The sequence below is a fragment of the Cupriavidus sp. UYPR2.512 genome, from assembly GCF_000379565.1.
GTDB lineage: Bacteria > Pseudomonadota > Gammaproteobacteria > Burkholderiales > Burkholderiaceae > Cupriavidus.
Window position 1 is genome coordinate 188,516 of record NZ_KB903151.1, and the last position, 17,975, is coordinate 206,490.

The following is a 17,975-nucleotide window of genomic DNA, read 5'->3' on the forward strand; positions in this document are numbered from 1 at the left end:
TACTTGACGGAAACGATCAAGTATTAGCTTCACCCCCCAGAGCCCTGCACCATGAGACTGACCACCAAAGGCCGCTTCGCGGTCACTGCGATGATCGACCTGGCCATGCGCCAGGACCAGGGACCGGTCACGCTCGCCGGCATCAGCCAGCGGCAGAAGATCTCGTTGTCCTACCTGGAGCAGTTGTTTGGCAAGCTGCGCCGGCACGAGATCGTTGAAAGCGTGCGCGGCCCGGGCGGCGGCTACAGTCTGGCGCGCAAGGCCGAAGACGTCACCGTGGCGGACATCATCATCGCCGTGGACGAGCCCCTGGATGCCACCCAATGCGGCGGCAAGGGCAATTGTAACGGAGATGACGGCTCCGGGCGCTGCATGACCCACGAACTGTGGGCCACGCTGAACCAGAAGATGGTCGAGTACCTCGACTCCGTTTCCCTCAAGAACCTGGTGGACCAGCAGCGCGAGCGCCAGCCTGCCGTGCTGCACGACATGCGCGAAGACGCCGCGCAGCCGGTCGCGGCCGATGCGCGCGGCAAGGCCGACAAGCAGGAAAAGCCGGTCCGGGCCAGAATGGTGAATTCAGTTTTCAGCCTGGCGCAGTCCTGAGCGCGCCCAGGCAACGACAGCAAAACAGCGATCAGCGGTCCCTAACAAGGCAGTCATAACGATGAGCACCCCACATTTCCCCATCTACATGGATTACTCGGCCACCACGCCGGTGGACCCGCGCGTGGCGGACAAGATGATTCCGTACCTGCGCGAGCAGTTCGGCAACCCCGCCTCGCGCAGCCATGCGTACGGCTGGGAAGCGGAGCGCGCGGTGGAAGAAGCGCGTGAGCAGGTGGCCGCACTGGTCGGCGCCGACCCACGCGAGATCGTGTGGACCTCGGGCGCGACCGAATCGAACAACCTGGCGATCAAGGGTGCCGCGAACTTCTATTCGGGCAAGGGCAAGCACCTCATCACCCTCAAGACCGAGCACAAGGCCGTGCTCGACACCACGCGCGAGCTGGAGCGCCAGGGCTTTGAAGTGACCTACCTGGACGTGAAGGAAAACGGCCTGCTCGACATGGAAGTGTTCAAGCAGGCGCTGCGCCCGGACACCATCCTGGTCTCGGTGATGCTGGTCAACAACGAGATCGGCGTGATCCAGGACGTTGAACAGATCGGCGAGATCTGCCGCGAGAAGGGCATCATCTTCCATTGCGACGCCGCGCAGGCGACCGGCAAGGTGGCAATCGACCTGGGCAAGCTGAAGTGCGACCTGATGTCGTTCTCGGCCCACAAGACCTACGGCCCCAAGGGCATCGGCGCGCTGTACGTGCGCCGCAAGCCGCGCGTGCGCATCGAGGCGCAGATGCACGGCGGCGGCCATGAGCGCGGCATGCGCTCGGGCACGCTGGCCACGCACCAGATCGTCGGCATGGGCGAAGCCTTCCGCATCGCCCGCGAAGAGATGGCGACCGAGAACGAACGCATCCGCATGCTGCGCGACCGCCTGTGGAACGGCCTGTCGGACATGGAAGAGGTCTACCTGAACGGCGACCTGGAACACCGCGTGCCGCACAACCTGAACGTCAGCTTCAACTTCGTCGAAGGCGAGTCGCTGATCATGGCGATCAAGGACGTGGCGGTATCGTCGGGTTCGGCCTGCACCTCGGCCTCGCTGGAGCCGTCGTATGTGCTGCGCGCGCTGGGCCGCAACGACGAACTGGCCCACAGCTCGATCCGCTTCACGGTGGGCCGCTTCACCACCGAGCAGGAAATCGACTACACCATCGAACTGCTCAAGAGCAAGATCGGCAAGCTGCGCGACCTGTCGCCGCTGTGGGAGATGTTCAAGGACGGTGTCGATTTGAATTCGATCCAGTGGGCCGCGCACTGACGCGCCCGCCGCAGATCATCAGAACTAGAAGCAATACCCCCGCAAAGATACGCAAGAGGTAAGCAAAATGTCATACAGCACCAAGGTTCTCGATCACTATGAAAACCCCCGCAACGTCGGTTCGTTTGACAAGAACGACGATGCGGTCGGCACCGGCATGGTCGGTGCGCCGGCTTGCGGCGACGTGATGAAGCTGCAGATCAAGGTCAATGAGGCTGGCGTGATCGAAGACGCCAAGTTCAAGACCTACGGCTGCGGCTCGGCCATTGCCTCGTCCTCGCTCGTGACCGAGTGGGTCAAGGGCAAGACCGTGGACCAGGCGCTGGAGATCAAGAATACCCAGATCGCCGAAGAACTGGCGCTGCCGCCGGTGAAGATCCACTGCTCGATCCTGGCCGAAGACGCGATCAAGGCCGCCGTCGAAGACTACAAGAAGAAGCACGGCGCCGAGCAGAAGGCTGCCTGATTCTGTCGCACTGACCACGGCATCGACGAAGGAAGACGCAACGATGATCACCATGACCGAGAAGGCGGCCAAGCATGTGGCCCGCTACCTGGAACGCCGCGGCAAGGGCGTGGGCCTGCGCCTGGGCGTGAAGACCACCGGCTGCTCGGGCCTGGCCTACAAGCTGGAATACGTGGACGAGCTGCTGCCGGAAGATGCGGTGTTCGAATCGCACGGCATCAAGGTGATCGTTGACGCCAAGAGCCTGCCGTATATCGACGGCACCGAACTCGACTACGCACGTGAAGGGTTGAACGAAGGTTTCCGCTTCAACAACCCCAACGTCAAGGACGAGTGCGGCTGCGGCGAGTCCTTCACGGTCTGAGGCGCGCTCTCGCGCGAACGCCCCGGTGGAGCGCAGCATTGTGGGTTTCCACCGGGACGAGGAAGGCCACTGGGTGGCCGAACTCGAGTGCGGGCACGGCCAGCACATGCGGCACGATCCGCCCTGGCAGTCGCGGCCGTGGACGGCGAGCGCGCAGGGCCGTGCCGGCAAGCTCGGCGTGCGGGTGAACTGCCTGAAGTGCGACCGCAACGAGCCGCCGGCCGAGTGGGCGCAGCAGTGCGCCTGAGCGGCCAGTGGCAGCGGTGATGGACAAAGGGGCGGCGCGGCCGCTCCTTTTTCTTGGGGAAGCAGTTGAAAGACGATTTTTTTGCGCTGTTCGGTCTGCCGGCGCAGTATGGCGTGGACGAGGCCGCCCTGGACGTGGCGTACCGCACCGTGCAGTCGCAGGCACACCCGGACCGCTTTGCCAAGGCGGGCGATGCCGAGCGCCGCGTGGCCATGCAATGGGCCGCGCACGCCAATGAAGCCTATCGCACGCTGCGCCAGCCGTTGCGCCGCGCGATCTACCTGCTGGGCCTGCGCGGCGTCGATGTGCAGGCCGAGAACAACACCGCCATGGGGCCGGCCTTCCTGATGCAGCAGATGGAATGGCGTGAGGCGCTGCAGGAAGCGGTGGAAGAGCGCGCGGTCGACCGGCTCGATGCCTTGCTGCGCAGCCTGCGCCAGGAAAAGCGCGAGCGCCACGAGGCACTGGGCGCGCTGCTGGATGCCGGCGACAACGACGCGGCCGGCGGCGCGGTGCGGCAACTGATGTTTATCGAGAAGATCGAGCACGATACCAGCGAGGCCATCGACCGGCTGGAAGACTGACCGGCACGTTTGCCGGGGCCGTGACACAATGGCGCCCGGCGTGAAAACCGCCCCCATGCCGCCCGCATGGCGGTTTCCCCCGCCGCACAAGACAGCAAAGAAATACCATGGCACTGCTCCAGATTTCCGAACCCGGCATGTCGCCGGCGCCACACCAACGCCGCCTGGCCGTCGGCATCGACCTCGGCACCACCAATTCGCTGGTGGCCGCGGTGCGCAGCAGCATTCCTGAAGTGCTGGGCGATGAGCGCGGCCGCGCGCTGCTGCCCTCGGTCGTGCGCTATCTGCCGGACCGTACCGCCCATATCGGCTACCGGGCCCAGGAAGAAGCGGTGCGCGATCCCAAGAACACCATCGTCTCGGTCAAGCGCTTCATGGGCCGCGGCCTGCGCGACGTGGCCAATATCGAGCACAGCCCGTATGACTTTGTCGATGCGCCGGGCATGCTGCAGATCAAGACCGCCGCCGGCGTAAAGAGCCCGGTGGAGATATCGGCCGAGATCCTGGCCACGCTGCGCCAGCGTGCTGAAGACACGCTGGGCGACGACCTGGTCGGCGCCGTCATCACGGTGCCGGCGTACTTCGACGAGGCCCAGCGCCAGGCGACCAAGGACGCCGCGCGCCTGGCCGGCCTGGAAGTGCTGCGCCTGCTCAACGAGCCTACCGCCGCGGCCATTGCCTACGGCCTGGACAACGCCTCGGAAGGCATCTACGCGGTCTATGACCTGGGCGGCGGCACCTTCGATATCTCGGTGCTCAAGCTGACGCAGGGCGTGTTCGAGGTGCTGGCCACCGGCGGCGACTCGGCCCTGGGCGGCGATGACTTCGACCAGCGCCTGCTGTGCTGGATCGTCGAGCAGGCCAGCCTGCAGCCGCTGTCGGCGCAGGACATGCGCCTGCTGATGGTGCGCGCGCGCGCGGCCAAGGAAGCGCTGTCGGAAAGCGACAGCACCGTGATCGACGCCGTGCTCGAGTCCGGCGAGATTGTTCACCTGACGCTGACTGTCGAGATTTTCGACCAGGTCACCGCGCACCTGGTGCAGAAGACCCTGGCGCCGGTTCGCAAGGCGCTGCGCGACGCGGGCGTCGGGCCCGACGAGGTCAAGGGCGTGGTGCTGGTGGGCGGCGCCACGCGCATGCCGTCGATCCGCAAGGCGGTGGGCGACTACTTCAACCAGACCCCGCTGACCAACCTGGACCCTGACCGCGTGGTGGCGCTGGGCGCCGCGATGCAGGCCAACCTGCTGGCCGGCAACCATGCCCCGGGCGAAGACTGGCTGCTGCTCGACGTGATCCCGCTGTCGCTGGGCGTGGAGACCATGGGCGGCCTGGTCGAGAAGATCATCCCGCGCAACAGCACCATCCCGGTGGCGCGCGCGCAGGAGTTCACCACCTTCAAGGACGGCCAGACCGCGATGGCGATCCACGTGCTGCAGGGCGAGCGCGAACTGGCCAGCGACTGCCGTTCGCTGGCGCGCTTCGAGCTGCGCGGCATCCCGCCGATGGTGGCGGGCGCGGCGCGCATCCGCGTGACCTACCAGGTCGACGCCGACGGCCTGTTGTCGGTGACCGCGCGCGAGACCCATTCGGGCGTGGAGGCCTCGGTCACGGTCAAGCCGTCGTACGGCCTGGCCGACGACGATATCGCGCGCATGCTGCAGGACAGCTTCCGCGAAGCCGAGCACGACATGAAGAGCCGCGCGCTGGCCGAAGAGCGCGTGGAAGCCGACCGGCTGGTCGAGGCCACGCAGCGCGCGCTGGAAACCGATGGCGACCTGTTGTCGACCGAGGAGCGCACGGCGGTGGAAGCGCTGATCGCCACGGTGCGCGAGATTGCCACCGGCGAAGACCACCACGCCATCCACGCCGCGGTGGAGAAGCTGTCGCACGGTACCGACGAATTCGCTGCCCGCCGCATGGACCGCTCGATCAAGAGCGCGCTGGCCGGGCGCAAGGTGCAGGAGCTGGGCTGATCACCGGGCCCGCACCGACATATAGACATCAGGACACCACATGCCACAGATCGTTGTTTTGCCCCACGTTGAATACTGCCCGGAAGGGACGGTGATCGAAGCCGAGAAAGGCGTCAGCGTCTGCGACGCGCTGCTCTTGCACGGCATCGAGATCGAGCATGCGTGCGAGAAATCATGCGCCTGCACCACCTGCCACGTGATCGTGCGCGAGGGCTTCAATTCGCTCAACGAGGCCGAGGAGAAGGAAGAAGATCTGCTCGACAAGGCCTGGGGCCTGGAGCCGAATTCGCGCCTGTCGTGCCAGGCCATCGTCGATGAGGAAGACCTGACCATCGAGATCCCCAAGTACACCATCAACCACGCCAAGGAAGGCCACTGAGCGGCCCGGCGGACCTCAGCGGGAGAATAACCACCATGAAGTGGACCGATACCTACGACATCGCGGCAGCCCTGTACGACAAGTATCCCGATGTGGATCCCATGTCGGTGCGATTCACCGACCTGCGGCGCTGGGTGCTGGAGCTGGATGGTTTCGCCGATGCGCCTGAGCGCTCCGGCGAGAAGATCCTGGAGGCGATCCAGGCCGCCTGGATCGAAGAATCCCAATAAGACTGGAAAGTGCTCAAACAGGCCGGCTTTGCCGGCCTGTTTGCTTAGAAGCGGTAGCCGACGCCCGCCAGGATCACGTCGGTATCGCGGTCGTAACCGGTCACGCTGCGGTTCCATGTCAGCCGCGTCAGCCAGTGGTCGCCGAGCCGGTAGCTGGCCGACATCGACATCAGGCCCGACCAGCGCGACGGCGGGCTGGCCGCGCCCAGGCCTTTCTGGCTCAGGTCGACCGCATAGTACGGGCCCACTCCGACCCCCAGTGTCAGCTTGTCGTGGAAGAACGCGCGCGTGAGCCACGCCTGCGCGGCCACGCCGTTGCGGCGCAGCGCCGCGTTCTCGCCCTCGTTGATGTAGCTGACCGTGCCGTCCACGTAGCGCCAGAGCCCGCGCCGGTATTCCACCGCCTTGGCGAAAGAGGTCTGTGAATCGAAGCTGTTGACGATGGTTTCGCCAAGAAACACCGTCAGCTCGTTTTGCGTGACATTGCCGGCCCGGCCAGGAGGCGGCACCACCGGCCCGCCGCGGTCACCGCGATCGAGCTGGTAGCCGACGCCCAGCAGCAGCGTGTTAGTTTTGATGCTCGAAGGCGTCTGCGCGCGGTTGTAGCGCGCCTGCAACATCCAGGGACCGCCGTTCACGTACCAGGTTGCCGCGGCGCTCAGCAACGCACCCCAGCCGTGCTGGTTGTCGTAGGTGCCGTCCGAGCGCTGGTCGGTGGTATCGAAATAGCGGTAAGGACCGGCGCCGACGGCCAGCGTCAGACTGCGGTCCAGGGCCAGGTAGCGCCACCACAGCTGGACGCTGTGGCCGTCGCGGTGATGGTTGGTGACATGGCCTTCATTCAGGTAGGTGAAGGTCGCGTACCAGTTCTCGCCGAGGTTGTGCTGGTAAGAGTAGGCGTAGCCGTAGCTGCGCTCGCCGGGGGATTCCGTCGACTGCAGGCCGCCGAGCAGAAGCAATTCCTGCCCGTGCGCCGCGAGGGGCTGCAACGCCAGCAGCAATCCGCCGGCCAGTGGGAGAAGCCGTTGCCAGATCCTGCGGATACTGCGGAGGGCGGGTTGCATGGTATGGACTCCGGTCCATGGGGCGCACAAGGATCATAGCAAAGCAGCCATGAGAAAGGCCGGCGACAAGCCGGCCTTGTTGTAACGGCACATTAGGCGTGCCGGTGCGTGACGTGGCCGGTCATCCCGTGACCAGCGCGCCATTCTCCATATGCACGCGCTGCCCCACCTGCACACCGGGGTTCTGCTCGTAGGTAAAGCTGCGGTGGCTGCCGTCGTCCATGCGCACGCGCACTTCGTAGTGCGTGTCCTTGCTGACGGCCTTCTCGATCTGGTTGCCGGCTACGCCGCCGCCCACGGCACCCACCACGGTGCCGACGATGCGGCCGTTGCCCTTGCCGACCTGGTTGCCCAGCAGGCCGCCCACCACGGCGCCGCCGAGCGCGCCCAGGCCGCTGGTGTTGGGCTTCTGGGTCTGGATCGGCGTCACGGAGACGATACGGCCGGCGTAGGGGCTGCCCTTGGCGGCCTGGCGCTCGGTGTCGGTATCGGCGCGCTGGCTGGCGCGGGGCTCGCGGTCGCGCTGGGCGGCCTGGCGTGTGGGTGCCGTACGCGGTGCGGCTTGCGCCGGTTGCGTGGTGTTTTGCCGCGCCTGCGCCGACTGGCCGTCGTCATAGACCGGCGGGTGCGTGGTGCTGCCCGGCGGCGGCGCGGTTGGTGCAGTGACGGGCAGCGGTCCTTGCGGAGCTTGCTGGCTTTGCTGGGCCTGCAGGTCAGGGTGGGTGGCCTTGCTGATCGGCAAGACGCCCGTGACGGCGGCTACGGCGGTCAGGCTGGCAATGACCACGGCTATGGCAGCCGCGCCGATCAACGGATGCAGGCGGCGCTGCGGCGGCAGCGGGGCGGGGGTTTGGTCGTGCGAAGTGGCTGGGCTCTGCATTGTTGTGGCTCCGGTGCGGCGGGCGCCGCGATGGGATGGAACCAGTGTGGCCGAAGCGGGTGGGATTTTCCGTTTGTTTTTGTAAATATATGTAGGCCGGAAAAGCCTTTTTTATCAAAGGGTTGGGAGTAGGGGGAGGCGATCAGGAGAGGGTGCTGTAACAGATGCCGGCCAGGGTCGAGTGATTGGATCCACCGCTGACGGGCTCCCTCTCCCGCTTGCGGGAGAGGGTTGGGGTGAGGGCCGCGCTGATCCACGAAGTCAGGCCGGTGGTATGCCCGCGCCTGCCCTCCCCCCGGCCCCCTCCCGCACGCGGGAGAGGGGAGCAAACCGACGGCGTTGATCAGGCTGTCGGTTTGCCGTGCCGTCGGCTCAGTCTTCCCGGCGCAGGTGCGGGAACAGGATGACGTCGCGGATATTCGGGCTGTCCGTCAGCAGCATCACCAGCCGGTCGATGCCGATGCCGCAGCCGCCCGTCGGCGGCATGCCGTACTCCAGCGCGCGGATGTAGTCGGCGTCGAAGTACATGGCTTCTTCATCGCCCGCATCCTTCTGCTCGACCTGCTTGCGGAAGCGGTCGGCCTGGTCTTCGGCATCGTTCAGCTCCGAGAAGCCGTTGGCGATCTCGCGGCCGGTGATGAACAGCTCGAAGCGCTCGGTGATGCCCGGCACCGTGTCCGAGGCGCGTGCCAGCGGCGAGACCTCGACCGGGTAGTCGACGATAAAGGTCGGCTCCCACAGCTGGCTTTCCGCGGTTTCTTCGAACAGCACCAGTTGCAGCGTGCCCAGGCCGGCGTTGAGGAACTGCGGCGCGTTGGTGTTGACGCCGAACTTCTTCAGCTCGGTGCGCAGGAAGTCGGCATCGGCCAGTTGCGCATCGGTGTACTGCGGCGCGAACTTCTGGATCGCCTGGCAGATCGTCAGCCGATGGAACGGCTTCGACAGGTCCAGCTCGCGGTCCTGGTATGTCAGCACGGCGCTGCCGCGCGCATCGATCGCGGCCTTGCGGATCAGGTCCTCGGTGAAGTCCATCAGCCAGCGGTAGTCCGTATAGGCCGCGTAGAACTCCATCATGGTGAACTCGGGGTTGTGGCGCGGGCTCACCCCCTCGTTGCGGAAGTTGCGGTTGATCTCGAACACGCGCTCGAAGCCGCCCACGATCAGGCGCTTCAGGTACAGCTCAGGCGCGATGCGCAGGAACATCTGCATGTCGAGCGCATTGTGGTGCGTGATGAAGGGCTTGGCCGCGGCGCCGCCCGGGATCGGGTGCAGCATCGGCGTTTCCACTTCCATGAAGTCGGCATCGGCCATATGGCGGCGCAACGACGAGATCGCGTTGGTGCGGGCGCGGAAGGTGTTGCGCGTTTCCGGCGACACGATCAGGTCGACATAGCGCTGGCGGTACTTCATTTCCTGGTCGGCCAGGCCGTGGAACTTGTCCGGCAGCGGGCGCAGCGACTTGGACAGCAGGCGCAGCTCGCGCACCTGCACCGACAGCTCGCCCTTGTTGGTGCGGAACAGCTCGCCGCGGGCGCTGATGATGTCGCCCAGGTCCCAGTGCTTGAAGGCCGCGTAGACCTCTTCGCCGACCTTGTCGCGGGTGATATAGAACTGGATCTGGCCGCTGCCGTCCTGCACCGTGGCAAAGCTGGCCTTGCCCATCACGCGCTTGAGCATCATGCGCCCGGCGATGGCGACCTCGACCGGCGCGGCCTCGAGCGTGGCCTGCTCGGTCTCGGCGTACTGCGCCTGCAGCGCGGCGGCCTGGTGGGAGGGACGGAAATCGTTGGGGAAGGGCACGCCTTGCTGGCGCAGCGCGGCCAGTTTCTCGCGCCGCTCCGCGATGATCTTGTTCTCGTCGACGGGAGGGGTGTCTGCGGCGGCTGGCTTGGCCTGGGCGCGGTTCGGTTCAGTCATGATGTCTTGTCGGATCGCGCGGGGCATGCCGCGCGGATTCAGATGGCTTGATGGGTGCGGCTTAATAGTTGCGGAGATCGTCCAGCTCGGTGCTGCCGAAATCCGGGCGGTGCAGGTAGGCGACGATGCGGCCGGCGGTTTCCTCGGCCGACGCCAGCTGTTCATTGGCTTTCAGCTCGCGGAAGCGCTGCACCTGGGCGAAGTCGGCATTGCGGATGGTGGCCTGCATGCCGGTGTCGATCACACCCGGGGCCAGCGCCACTGCGCGCACGGTGCGCGGGGCTTCGGCCTGGGCGTACTCGGCGTTGACCGAGCGCATGAACATGTCCAGCCCGGCCTTGCCGGCGCAGTACGCGCTCCAGCCTTCGATCGGGCGGCGCGCCGCGCCGGAGGAGATCGCCAGCACCTTGCGCGGGCAGCCGAACTTCTCGGTGCGCTCCAGGAACGCAGCGGTCATCGTCATCGGCGCCGCCAGGTTGGTCAGCAGGTGCGGCACCAGCGTCTTTTCCTGCAGGCGCGCGATCGGGCCGATCGGCTCGACCACGCCCGCGTTCAGGATCAGCGTGGCGCTGGTTGGCGGGATGTCGAGCGTATCGAGCACGCTGCCGAGCCAGCTGGCGGCGGGGCCGGCCTGCGACAGGTCCTGCAGGTGCCAGGCCACCGGCACGCCGCTCAGCGTGGCGATGCGCTCCAGCTCGCTGTTGCGGCTGCGCGCCACGCAGATCAGGCGGTTGCCCGGCACGAGCAGGGCATTGGTCAGTGCCGCGCCCAGCCCGCGCGAGGCGCCGGTGATGATGTAGAGGTGATTGGCTTCGCTCATGGTGCCCCGGTCGGAGATGTCGCCCTGCCGCCGTGCCGGTGTGGCGCGGGCGGCGGTACAGCGGTGGACGGATTGCTGTGCCGCCGCCGTCCGCGCCGGCAGGGCGGGCGGCGCGGACAACGGTTATGGCCTTACAGTCCCTGCTTGAGGCTGGCCTCGATGAACGGGTCCAGGTCGCCGTCCAGCACCTTCTGGGTGTTGGACATTTCCACGTTGGTGCGCAGGTCCTTGATGCGGCTCTGGTCCAGCACGTAGGAGCGGATCTGGTGGCCCCAGCCCACATCGGTCTTGCCGGCCTCGAGCTTGTCGGCCTCGGCCTGGCGCTTGCGCATCTCGTGCTCATACAGGCGCGATTTCAGCATCGACATGGCTTCGGCACGGTTGCGGTGCTGCGAGCGGTCGTTCTGGCACTGCACCACGATACCGGTCGGGATGTGCGTGATCCGCACGGCCGAATCGGTCTTGTTGATGTGCTGGCCGCCCGCGCCCGAAGCGCGGTAGGTGTCCACGCGCAGGTCCGCCGGGTTGACCTCGACCTCGAACGAGTCATCCACCTCGGGGTAGACGAACACCGACGAGAACGAGGTATGGCGCCCGCCCGACGAATCGAACGGCGACTTGCGCACCAGGCGGTGCACGCCGGTTTCGGTACGCAGGTAGCCAAAGGCGTATTCGCCCTCGATCTTGATGGTCGCGCTCTTGATGCCGGCCACGTCGCCCTCGGACTCTTCCAGCACCTCGGCCTTGAAGCCCTTGCGCTCGCAGTACTTCAGGTACTGGCGCAGCAGCATCGAGGCCCAGTCGCACGCTTCGGTGCCGCCGGCGCCGGCCTGGATGTCGATAAAGGCGTTGGCCTGGTCCATCTCGCCCGAGAACATGCGGCGGAATTCCATGCCCGCGACGATCTCCTCGAAGCCCTTGACGTCGGCCTCGATCGCTTCGAGCGTGTCGTCGTCGCCTTCTTCCCTGGCGAGTTCAAACAGCTCTTCGGCACCGCTGAGGTCGTCGGTGAGCTTGCTGAGCACACTTACCACGCCCTCGATTGCCTTTTTTTCCTTGCCGAGGTCCTGGGCCCGCTTGGGGTTGTTCCAGACGTCGGGGTCTTCCAGCAAACCGTTGACTTCGTCCAGCCTTCCTACTTTGACATCGTAGTCAAAGATACCCCCGTAGATCTTCCGTCCGGGAACGGAGATCGGAGATGGCACCGGAGATGGCGTTGAGGCGTTCTGCTTCCATGATGTTCCTGCGCTTCGAAAACCTCGAATTATAGCGGATCAGCGCCGCAACCCGGGGCTTGCGGATCGCCTCGGGCGGGCCGCGGACCGAACGGATTGGCCGCCGCGCGGTCTATCCGCCGGGGCCGGGCGACGCACGCGGCGATAATACGGGTCGCAAGCCGCTCCCCGGCAAGACAAAGAACAGGGACGAATGACGCAAACCAGACATGACATCGAGCCAGGCCGGCGCCGCGCGCTGGGCCTGCTGCTGGCCGCCGCGGCCGTGGTCACGGCCGGCTGCGGCACCACGGGCGGGCCCGTGCCGGACGGCTACTACCGCGTCGAGCGCGGCGACACGCTGTATTCGATCGCGCGCAAGCACCGCCGCAGCGTACGCGACCTGACCCGCTGGAACAGCGACATCACCAGCCCCAGCCAGATCGAGGTGGGCCAGCTGGTCCGCGTGCGGCCGCCGGGTGGTGCGTCAGGCAGTGCTTCGGCCGGCCAGGCCGTGACCGATACCCCGCGCGTCGACAGCGGCACGGCCGCCCGGCCGCCCGCCAGCAGCATCCGCCTGCAATGGCCGGCCGACGGGCGCGTTACCGCGGGCTTCTCGCCGCCGGCCAGCAAGGGGCTGAGCATCGCGGTGCCGGCCAACGGCACGGTGCGCGCCGCCGGCGCCGGGCGCGCCATCCACGTCGGCAACCTGCGCGGCTACGGCATGCTGGTGATCGTCAAGCACAGCGACGACTGGCTGACCGTCTATGGCAACCTGGACCAGCCGCTGGTCGCGGAAGGCGCCCAGGTATCGGCAGGCCAGGACGTGGGCCGCATGGGCGCGAGCCCGAGCGAGCTGCACTTCGAGGTGCGCGGCAACGGCAAGCCAGTGGATCCCGCTGCTTACCTGCCGTCCCGGGGCTGAACGGGGGCGGAAACCCCCGGAGCACGCTACTGCGCGTGCTCGATCACCAGCTGCACGCGGGTGACGCCATTGAAGGTGTTGTTGTCGAGCCGGTAGGCCACCTGCGCGCTGGCGCCGAGCGAGTCGGCGTGGTTGAACCAGATCGCATCGAAGCGCTGGCTGCCGCGCCCCAGCTGCAGCTTCAGGTGCTTGCCCTTGAGCACGCTCTGGCGCAGCACGTCGAACTCGCCGCAGAAGGTCGGCGCCGGGAAGCCCTGGCCCCATACCTGCTGCTCCAGCAGGGTGACGAATTCCGGGCTGAAGCACTGGTCCTCGATATCGCCGTCGGTCTCGATCACGCGCGCCAGCTGGTCATCGGTCAGCCATTCGCGGCCGACCGCCTCAAAGGCTTCCTGGAACTCGGCAAAGCGCTCGGCGCGCACGGTCAGCCCGGCCGCCATGGCGTGGCCGCCGAACTTGAGCAGCATGCCGGGATGGCGCTTGGACACCAGGTCCAGCGCATCGCGCAGGTGGAAGCCCGGGATCGACCGGCCCGAGCCCTTGACGGTGGTCTCGTCGCCGGGGGCGAAGGTGATGGTGGGGCGGTGGAATTTGTCCTTGAGCCGCGACGCCACGATGCCGATCACGCCCTGGTGCCAGGTGTCGTTGAACACGCTGACGGTAAAGCGCGCCGACGGGTCGGGGCCGGCCAGCGGCTGCTCCAGGATCTGCAGCGCCTCCTGCTGCATGCCGGCCTCGATGTCGCGCCGCTCGCGGTTCATGCTGTCCAGCTCCTGCGCGATCTCCCAGGCGCGGTTGGCATCTTCGGTCAGCAGGCATTCAATGCCCAGCGACATGTCCGCGAGCCGGCCGGCGGCGTTCAGGCGCGGACCCAGCCCGAAGCCCAGGTCGAAGGTATTGGCGCGCGCCGCCTCGCGCCCGGCGGCACGGAACAGCGCCGCCACGCCCGGCTGCATGCGTGCGGCGCGCATGCGGCGCAGGCCCTGCGCCACCAGGATGCGGTTGTTGGTGTCCAGCTTGACCACGTCGGCCACCGTGCCCAGCGCCACCAGGTCCAGCAGCGTCTGCAGCGGCGGCTGGGTGGCCTGCGTGTAGACCCCCCGCTGGCGCAGCTCGGCGCGTAGCGCCAGCAGCACGTAGAACATCACGCCCACGCCCGCCAGGTTCTTGCTGGGGAATTCGCAGCCCGGCTGGTTCGGGTTGACGATCACCGCGGCCTGCGGCAGCTCCGAGCCCGGCAGGTGGTGGTCGGTCACCACCACGTCGATGCCCAGCGCATTGGCCGCGGCCACGCCGTCGACGCTAGCGATGCCGTTGTCGACCGTGACGATCACATCCGGCTTCTGCCTGGCCGCCAGCGCTACGATCTCCGGGGTCAGGCCGTAGCCGTACTCGAAGCGGTTCGGCACGATGTACTCCACCCGCGCGCCCAGCATGCGCAGCCCGCGCACGCCCACCGCGCAGGCGGTGGCGCCGTCGCAGTCATAGTCGGCCACGATCAGCAGGCGCTTGCCGGCGGCGATGGCGTCGGCCAGATAGGCCGCGGCGTGGCCGATGCCCTTCATGGCCGCGGGCGGCACCAGTTCGGGCAGGTCGGTGGCCAGTTCGGCGGCGCGGGCCACGCCGCGCGCGGCCAGGATGCGGGCCAGCGTGGGGTGCAGGCCGGCGGCGGCCAGCGAGCTGGCGTGTTCGGGGGAAAATTGGCGGACGGCGATCCGGGTCATGGGCGGGGCGGCAGGTGATGTTTCGGTAGGGGCGGCGCGTGTCAGGCGGCTTCATGCGGCATAGGCGAGGTCGGAAAGCAGCGCGCGCCAGTCGCCGCGCGGGCCCATGCCGCGCCAGAACTTGCGCAGGTCGGCGCGGCGCACGGTGAACTCGGCAAAGTGGTTCTCTCCGCCCAGCACCAGCGTGATGGCGCCGACCTGGCCGGCCACCAGCGCTTCCAGCGCCGGCGCGAACCAGTCGGCATCCAGCCCATGCATGCGGTCCAGCCACAGGCCCCAGTCTTCGGCGATATGCGCTTCGGTGGCGCTGTCGAGCATGGCCAGCACCGTGCCCTCCACCCCGGTGGCGCCAGCCAGGCCGGCCGGCACCGGCAGCACGCGGCTGCCGCCGGCCAGCGCCAGCCCGCTCAGGAAGGGATCGTTGCTAAGCACCGTATCGGCCAGCCGCGGCACCGGCTGCAGCGCGCCGCCGCCGTACAGCCAGACCGAATTGACCGGCGCCTCGCCGGCGGCCTCGCGCGCCTGGTTGACGCGGTGGTCATACCAGGTCATCTGGATCTCGTTCTGCAGGCGGCGCCAGTCGCGCGCGCGCGCGCCGGCCTGCATCCAGATATCGATATTGCGGCCCGCCGCGCGCAGCGGCGTGGTCGCCTCCAGCGGGCCGAATGCGGCCTCGGGCAGGTACCAGCGCTGCGGGCACGGCGATTCCAGCGCGATGCCGGATTCCAGCAGCAGCTCGTCAATGGCGGCGCGCAGGGCCGTGGCTTCCTGCTGCCGGATGCCCAGCTGGGCGGGCGGCATCAGCACCAGGTGATCGCGCGCGGCGTGGATGTGCACCGGCTGCAGGCAGGTCCAGGACTGGCCGTCGGAGGTGGCGGGGACGGTGCCGCCATGGTCGGCCAGCCGCATATAGGGCGCCAGCGGCACCCGGATCGGGTCCAGCCCCGCCTTGCCGGCCAGCCAGCGCTCCTGCGGCAGGCTGCGCAGGAAGGGGTCGTCGTGCCGCTCGCGCGGGCCGGGCGCGGCCCGGGTCAGCAACTTTCCGAGCGCGGGCAGCTCCAATTGCCGCAGCAGCGCGCCGGGAACGACATCGTCCCGGCCGTCGTCGCCGGCGCCTGGCGGGACGGAAAAGGGCACAATCAGGGTCAGGTGCGTCATCATGGTGGCGAGATTGTAAACTCCCGGCTGGCCGGCGCCAGTCCCGGGCGACGCCGTGGCGTGACCGGGACGGCGCCCGCCGAGGCTTGCATGAGTGCCGCCAGCGCCCCCCGGCGGGGCGCCGGCGCTTTCCCGAAACAACAGGAATCCTCTTGAACTTTCCCTACGAGTGGCAGATCGGCTGGCGATATACCCGCGCTAGCAAGCGCGCCAGCCGCAACACCTTCATTTCGTTCATCTCGATGATCTCGATGTTCGGGATCGCCCTTGGCGTGGCCGCGCTGATCGTGGTGCTGTCGGTGATGAACGGCTTCCAGAAGGAAGTGCGCGACCGCATGCTGTCGGTGCTGGCGCATATCGAAGTGATCGGCCCGTCGGCGCTGCCGGACTGGCAGAAGACCGCGGCCGAGGCCTTGCAGAACAAGGAAGTGGTCGGCGCCGCGCCCTATGTCGCGGCCCAGGCCATGCTGACCCGCGACGACGCCGTGCGCGGCGTGCTGCTGCGCGGCGTGGAGCCGTCGCAGGAGCCCAAGGTGTCGGATATCGGCAGCCAGTTCCGGGCCGGCAGCATGACGGCGCTGGCGCCGGGCGGCTTCGGCATTGCGCTGGGCAACGAGCTGGCCAACGCCATGGGCGTGCAGGTCGGCGACAAGGTCACGCTGGTGGCGCCGCAGGGCACCATCACGCCGGCGGGCGTGCTGCCGCGGCTCAAGCAGTTCACCGTGGTGGGCGTGTTCTCGTCCGGGCATTTCGAGTTCGACAGCGCGCTGGCGCTGGTCAACATGCATGATGCCGAGACCCTGTTCCGCCTGAGCGGCCCCACCGGCGTGCGCCTGAAGCTGCAGGACATGCAGCGCGCGCCGCAGGTGGCCAACGACCTGGCCGGCACCATGTCGGGCGAGCTCTACCTGCGCGACTGGTCCAAGCAGAACCGCAACTGGTTTGCCGCGGTGCAGACCGAGAAGCGCATGATGTTCATCATCCTGACGCTGATCATCGCGGTGGCCGCGTTCAACCTGGTGTCCACGCTGGTGATGACCGTCACCGACAAGCAGGCCGATATCGCCATCCTGCGCACCATGGGCGCGCAACCCGGCTCGATCATGAAGATCTTTATCGTGCAGGGCGTGGCCATCGGCTTTATCGGCACCATCCTGGGCGTGGCCGGCGGCACGCTGATCGCCACCAATATCGACGTGATCGTGCCTTTCATCGAGCGGCTGCTGCACGTGCAGTTCCTGCCGCGCGACATCTATTTCATCAGCGAACTGCCTTCGGATCCCCGCGTGAACGACATCGCCACCATCGGCATCATTTCCTTTGTGCTGGCCACGCTGGCCACGCTCTACCCCAGCTGGCGTGCCGCCCGCGTCAACCCGGCGGAGGCGCTGCGCTATGAGTGAAGCCGTGTTGCATGCCGATACCCCCACACCCGCTGCGGACCAGCCGCGCACCGGCGCGCCGGTGCTGGTGGCCGAGGGCCTGACCAAGCGTTTCCGCCAGGGCGAACTCGACGTGGACGTGCTGCGCGGCGTCGATGTGCGCGTCGATGCGGGCGAGAAGGTTGCCATCGTCGGCGCCTCGGGCTCGGGCAAGAGCACGCTGCTGCATGTGCTGGGCGGGCTGGATGAGCCCGACTCCGGCCGCGTCGCGCTGCTCGGCAAGCCCTTCACGGCGCTGCGCGAGCGCGAGCGCAACGTGGTGCGCAACCGCCAGCTGGGCTTCGTCTACCAGTTCCACCACCTGCTGCCGGAATTCACCGCGCTGGACAACGTGGCCATGCCGATGCGCATCCGCGGCCTGACCCAGCATGACGCGCGCGGCGTGGCGCAGGCCATGCTGGAGCGCGTGGGCCTGGCCGGGCGCGCGAAGCACCGCCCGGGCGAGCTGTCCGGTGGCGAGCGCCAGCGCGTGGCCATCGCGCGCGCGCTGGTGGGGCAGCCGGCCTGCGTGCTGGCCGACGAACCCACCGGCAACCTCGACGACCACACCGCCGGCGGCGTCTATGACCTGATGCTGGAACTGTCGCGCACGCTCGGCACCAGCTTCATCATCGTCACCCACGACCTGGACCTGGCCGGACGCTGCGACCGCGTGCTGCGGCTGCGCGACGGACACCTGCACCAGGAACGCTGAGCCGGCCGA

The 17,975-nt window shown here is 67.5% G+C and carries 19 protein-coding genes; 12 read left to right on the top strand and 7 right to left on the bottom strand.

The window, feature by feature from the left end; translation table 11 throughout:
* Positions 1-51: 51 nt before the first annotated feature.
* From iscR to iscX, 9 genes are all read left to right on the top strand, one after another.
* Positions 52-606 carry a Fe-S cluster assembly transcriptional regulator IscR gene (gene iscR / locus A3A5_RS0125385; protein WP_026201112.1) on the top strand — a complete coding sequence of 185 codons (555 nt, stop codon included), beginning with the start codon at positions 52-54 and terminating at the stop codon, positions 604-606.
* 55 nt (positions 607-661) lie between these two features.
* Entirely contained in the window at positions 662-1,885 is a 1,224-nt protein-coding gene (locus A3A5_RS0125390) for an IscS subfamily cysteine desulfurase (protein WP_304412948.1), read from the top strand.
* A 67-nt stretch (positions 1,886-1,952) separates the two neighbouring features.
* The gene (gene iscU / locus A3A5_RS0125395; protein ID WP_010809025.1) at positions 1,953-2,351 is read left to right on the top strand and encodes a Fe-S cluster assembly scaffold IscU; all 399 of its coding nucleotides are present in this window, start codon (positions 1,953-1,955) and stop codon (positions 2,349-2,351) included.
* A 43-nt stretch (positions 2,352-2,394) separates the two neighbouring features.
* Positions 2,395-2,715: an iron-sulfur cluster assembly protein IscA gene (gene iscA / locus A3A5_RS0125400; protein WP_010809024.1), complete on the top strand. Its 321-nt coding sequence runs from the start codon at positions 2,395-2,397 to the stop codon at positions 2,713-2,715.
* 25 nt (positions 2,716-2,740) lie between these two features.
* Entirely contained in the window at positions 2,741-2,962 is a 222-nt protein-coding gene (locus A3A5_RS0125405) for a DUF3565 domain-containing protein (RefSeq protein WP_018313293.1), read from the top strand.
* Positions 2,963-3,027: 65 nt separating this feature from the next.
* Positions 3,028-3,546 carry a Fe-S protein assembly co-chaperone HscB gene (hscB, locus tag A3A5_RS0125410; RefSeq protein ID WP_018313294.1) on the top strand — a complete coding sequence of 173 codons (519 nt, stop codon included), beginning with the start codon at positions 3,028-3,030 and terminating at the stop codon, positions 3,544-3,546.
* 107 nt (positions 3,547-3,653) lie between these two features.
* Positions 3,654-5,519, top strand: a complete 1,866-nt coding sequence (gene hscA, locus A3A5_RS0125415; RefSeq protein ID WP_018313295.1) for a Fe-S protein assembly chaperone HscA — start codon at positions 3,654-3,656, stop codon at positions 5,517-5,519.
* Positions 5,520-5,559: 40 nt separating this feature from the next.
* Positions 5,560-5,898, top strand: a complete 339-nt coding sequence (fdx, locus tag A3A5_RS0125420) for an ISC system 2Fe-2S type ferredoxin (RefSeq protein WP_026201114.1) — start codon at positions 5,560-5,562, stop codon at positions 5,896-5,898.
* Positions 5,899-5,933: 35 nt separating this feature from the next.
* Positions 5,934-6,128, top strand: a complete 195-nt coding sequence (gene iscX, locus A3A5_RS0125425) for a Fe-S cluster assembly protein IscX (protein ID WP_018313297.1) — start codon at positions 5,934-5,936, stop codon at positions 6,126-6,128.
* Between the two features lie 44 nt (positions 6,129-6,172).
* On the opposite strand, the gene A3A5_RS0125430 is transcribed toward iscX, so the two are convergent.
* The 5 genes from A3A5_RS0125430 to prfB form a co-directional block, all read right to left on the bottom strand.
* Positions 6,173-7,192 carry a hypothetical protein gene (locus tag A3A5_RS0125430; RefSeq protein ID WP_035813659.1) on the bottom strand — a complete coding sequence of 340 codons (1,020 nt, stop codon included), beginning with the start codon at positions 7,190-7,192 and terminating at the stop codon, positions 6,173-6,175.
* A 121-nt stretch (positions 7,193-7,313) separates the two neighbouring features.
* Positions 7,314-8,072 (bottom strand): glycine zipper 2TM domain-containing protein, encoded by a 759-nt coding sequence (locus A3A5_RS0125435; RefSeq protein WP_018313299.1) that lies wholly within the window; start codon positions 8,070-8,072, stop codon positions 7,314-7,316.
* Between the two features lie 372 nt (positions 8,073-8,444).
* Entirely contained in the window at positions 8,445-9,989 is a 1,545-nt protein-coding gene (lysS, locus tag A3A5_RS0125440) for a lysine--tRNA ligase (protein ID WP_026201116.1), read from the bottom strand.
* 61 nt (positions 9,990-10,050) lie between these two features.
* Entirely contained in the window at positions 10,051-10,809 is a 759-nt protein-coding gene (locus tag A3A5_RS0125445) for an SDR family oxidoreductase (RefSeq protein WP_018313301.1), read from the bottom strand.
* 131 nt (positions 10,810-10,940) lie between these two features.
* Positions 10,941-12,045, bottom strand: a protein-coding gene (prfB, locus tag A3A5_RS0125450) for a peptide chain release factor 2 (RefSeq protein WP_099045607.1) whose coding sequence is annotated in 2 segments (ribosomal slippage) — positions 10,941-11,963 and positions 11,965-12,045 — 1,104 coding nt in all. Because the reading frame shifts where the segments join, the coding sequence is not laid out codon by codon here.
* A gap of 192 nt (positions 12,046-12,237) precedes the next feature.
* Between prfB and A3A5_RS0125455 the strand changes: the two genes are divergently transcribed.
* Positions 12,238-12,948 carry a peptidoglycan DD-metalloendopeptidase family protein gene (locus A3A5_RS0125455; protein WP_018313303.1) on the top strand — a complete coding sequence of 237 codons (711 nt, stop codon included), beginning with the start codon at positions 12,238-12,240 and terminating at the stop codon, positions 12,946-12,948.
* Positions 12,949-12,974: 26 nt separating this feature from the next.
* Here the strand turns inward: A3A5_RS0125455 and recJ are convergent, their stop codons facing one another.
* Together recJ and A3A5_RS0125465 are read right to left on the bottom strand one after the other, a co-directional pair.
* Positions 12,975-14,672, bottom strand: a complete 1,698-nt coding sequence (recJ, locus tag A3A5_RS0125460) for a single-stranded-DNA-specific exonuclease RecJ (protein ID WP_018313304.1) — start codon at positions 14,670-14,672, stop codon at positions 12,975-12,977.
* Positions 14,673-14,723: 51 nt separating this feature from the next.
* A complete protein-coding gene (locus A3A5_RS0125465; RefSeq protein ID WP_018313305.1) occupies positions 14,724-15,833 on the bottom strand; it encodes a hypothetical protein in 1,110 nt (369 codons plus the stop codon).
* A gap of 149 nt (positions 15,834-15,982) precedes the next feature.
* Here A3A5_RS0125465 and A3A5_RS0125470 point away from each other — a divergent pair, with 149 nt between their 5' ends.
* On the top strand, positions 15,983-17,233 hold the full coding sequence (locus A3A5_RS0125470) for a lipoprotein-releasing ABC transporter permease subunit (RefSeq protein ID WP_018313306.1): 1,251 nt from the start codon (positions 15,983-15,985) through the stop codon (positions 17,231-17,233).
* Positions 17,226-17,966, top strand: coding sequence for a lipoprotein-releasing ABC transporter ATP-binding protein LolD (gene lolD / locus A3A5_RS0125475; RefSeq protein WP_018313307.1), 741 nt, complete (start codon positions 17,226-17,228; stop codon positions 17,964-17,966). Before A3A5_RS0125470 ends, lolD begins: the two co-directional genes overlap by 8 nt.
* Positions 17,967-17,975 lie beyond the last annotated feature (9 nt).

Bases quoted from the DNA above. Each gene is read 5' to 3' on its own strand.
- iscR (WP_026201112.1), top strand. From the start codon at position 52: ATGAGACTGACCACCAAAGGCCGCTTCGCGGTCACTGCGATGATCGAC.
- iscU (WP_010809025.1), top strand. From the start codon at position 1,953: ATGTCATACAGCACCAAGGTTCTCGATCACTATGAAAACCCCCGCAAC.
- iscA (WP_010809024.1), top strand. From the start codon at position 2,395: ATGATCACCATGACCGAGAAGGCGGCCAAGCATGTGGCCCGCTACCTG.
- hscA (WP_018313295.1), top strand. From the start codon at position 3,654: ATGGCACTGCTCCAGATTTCCGAACCCGGCATGTCGCCGGCGCCACAC.
- fdx (WP_026201114.1), top strand. From the start codon at position 5,560: ATGCCACAGATCGTTGTTTTGCCCCACGTTGAATACTGCCCGGAAGGG.
- iscX (WP_018313297.1), top strand. From the start codon at position 5,934: ATGAAGTGGACCGATACCTACGACATCGCGGCAGCCCTGTACGACAAG.
- A3A5_RS0125430 (WP_035813659.1), bottom strand. From the start codon at position 7,192: ATGCAACCCGCCCTCCGCAGTATCCGCAGGATCTGGCAACGGCTTCTC.
- A3A5_RS0125435 (WP_018313299.1), bottom strand. From the start codon at position 8,072: ATGCAGAGCCCAGCCACTTCGCACGACCAAACCCCCGCCCCGCTGCCG.
- lysS (WP_026201116.1), bottom strand. From the start codon at position 9,989: ATGACTGAACCGAACCGCGCCCAGGCCAAGCCAGCCGCCGCAGACACC.
- A3A5_RS0125445 (WP_018313301.1), bottom strand. From the start codon at position 10,809: ATGAGCGAAGCCAATCACCTCTACATCATCACCGGCGCCTCGCGCGGG.
- A3A5_RS0125455 (WP_018313303.1), top strand. From the start codon at position 12,238: ATGACGCAAACCAGACATGACATCGAGCCAGGCCGGCGCCGCGCGCTG.
- recJ (WP_018313304.1), bottom strand. From the start codon at position 14,672: ATGACCCGGATCGCCGTCCGCCAATTTTCCCCCGAACACGCCAGCTCG.
- A3A5_RS0125465 (WP_018313305.1), bottom strand. From the start codon at position 15,833: ATGATGACGCACCTGACCCTGATTGTGCCCTTTTCCGTCCCGCCAGGC.
- lolD (WP_018313307.1), top strand. From the start codon at position 17,226: ATGAGTGAAGCCGTGTTGCATGCCGATACCCCCACACCCGCTGCGGAC.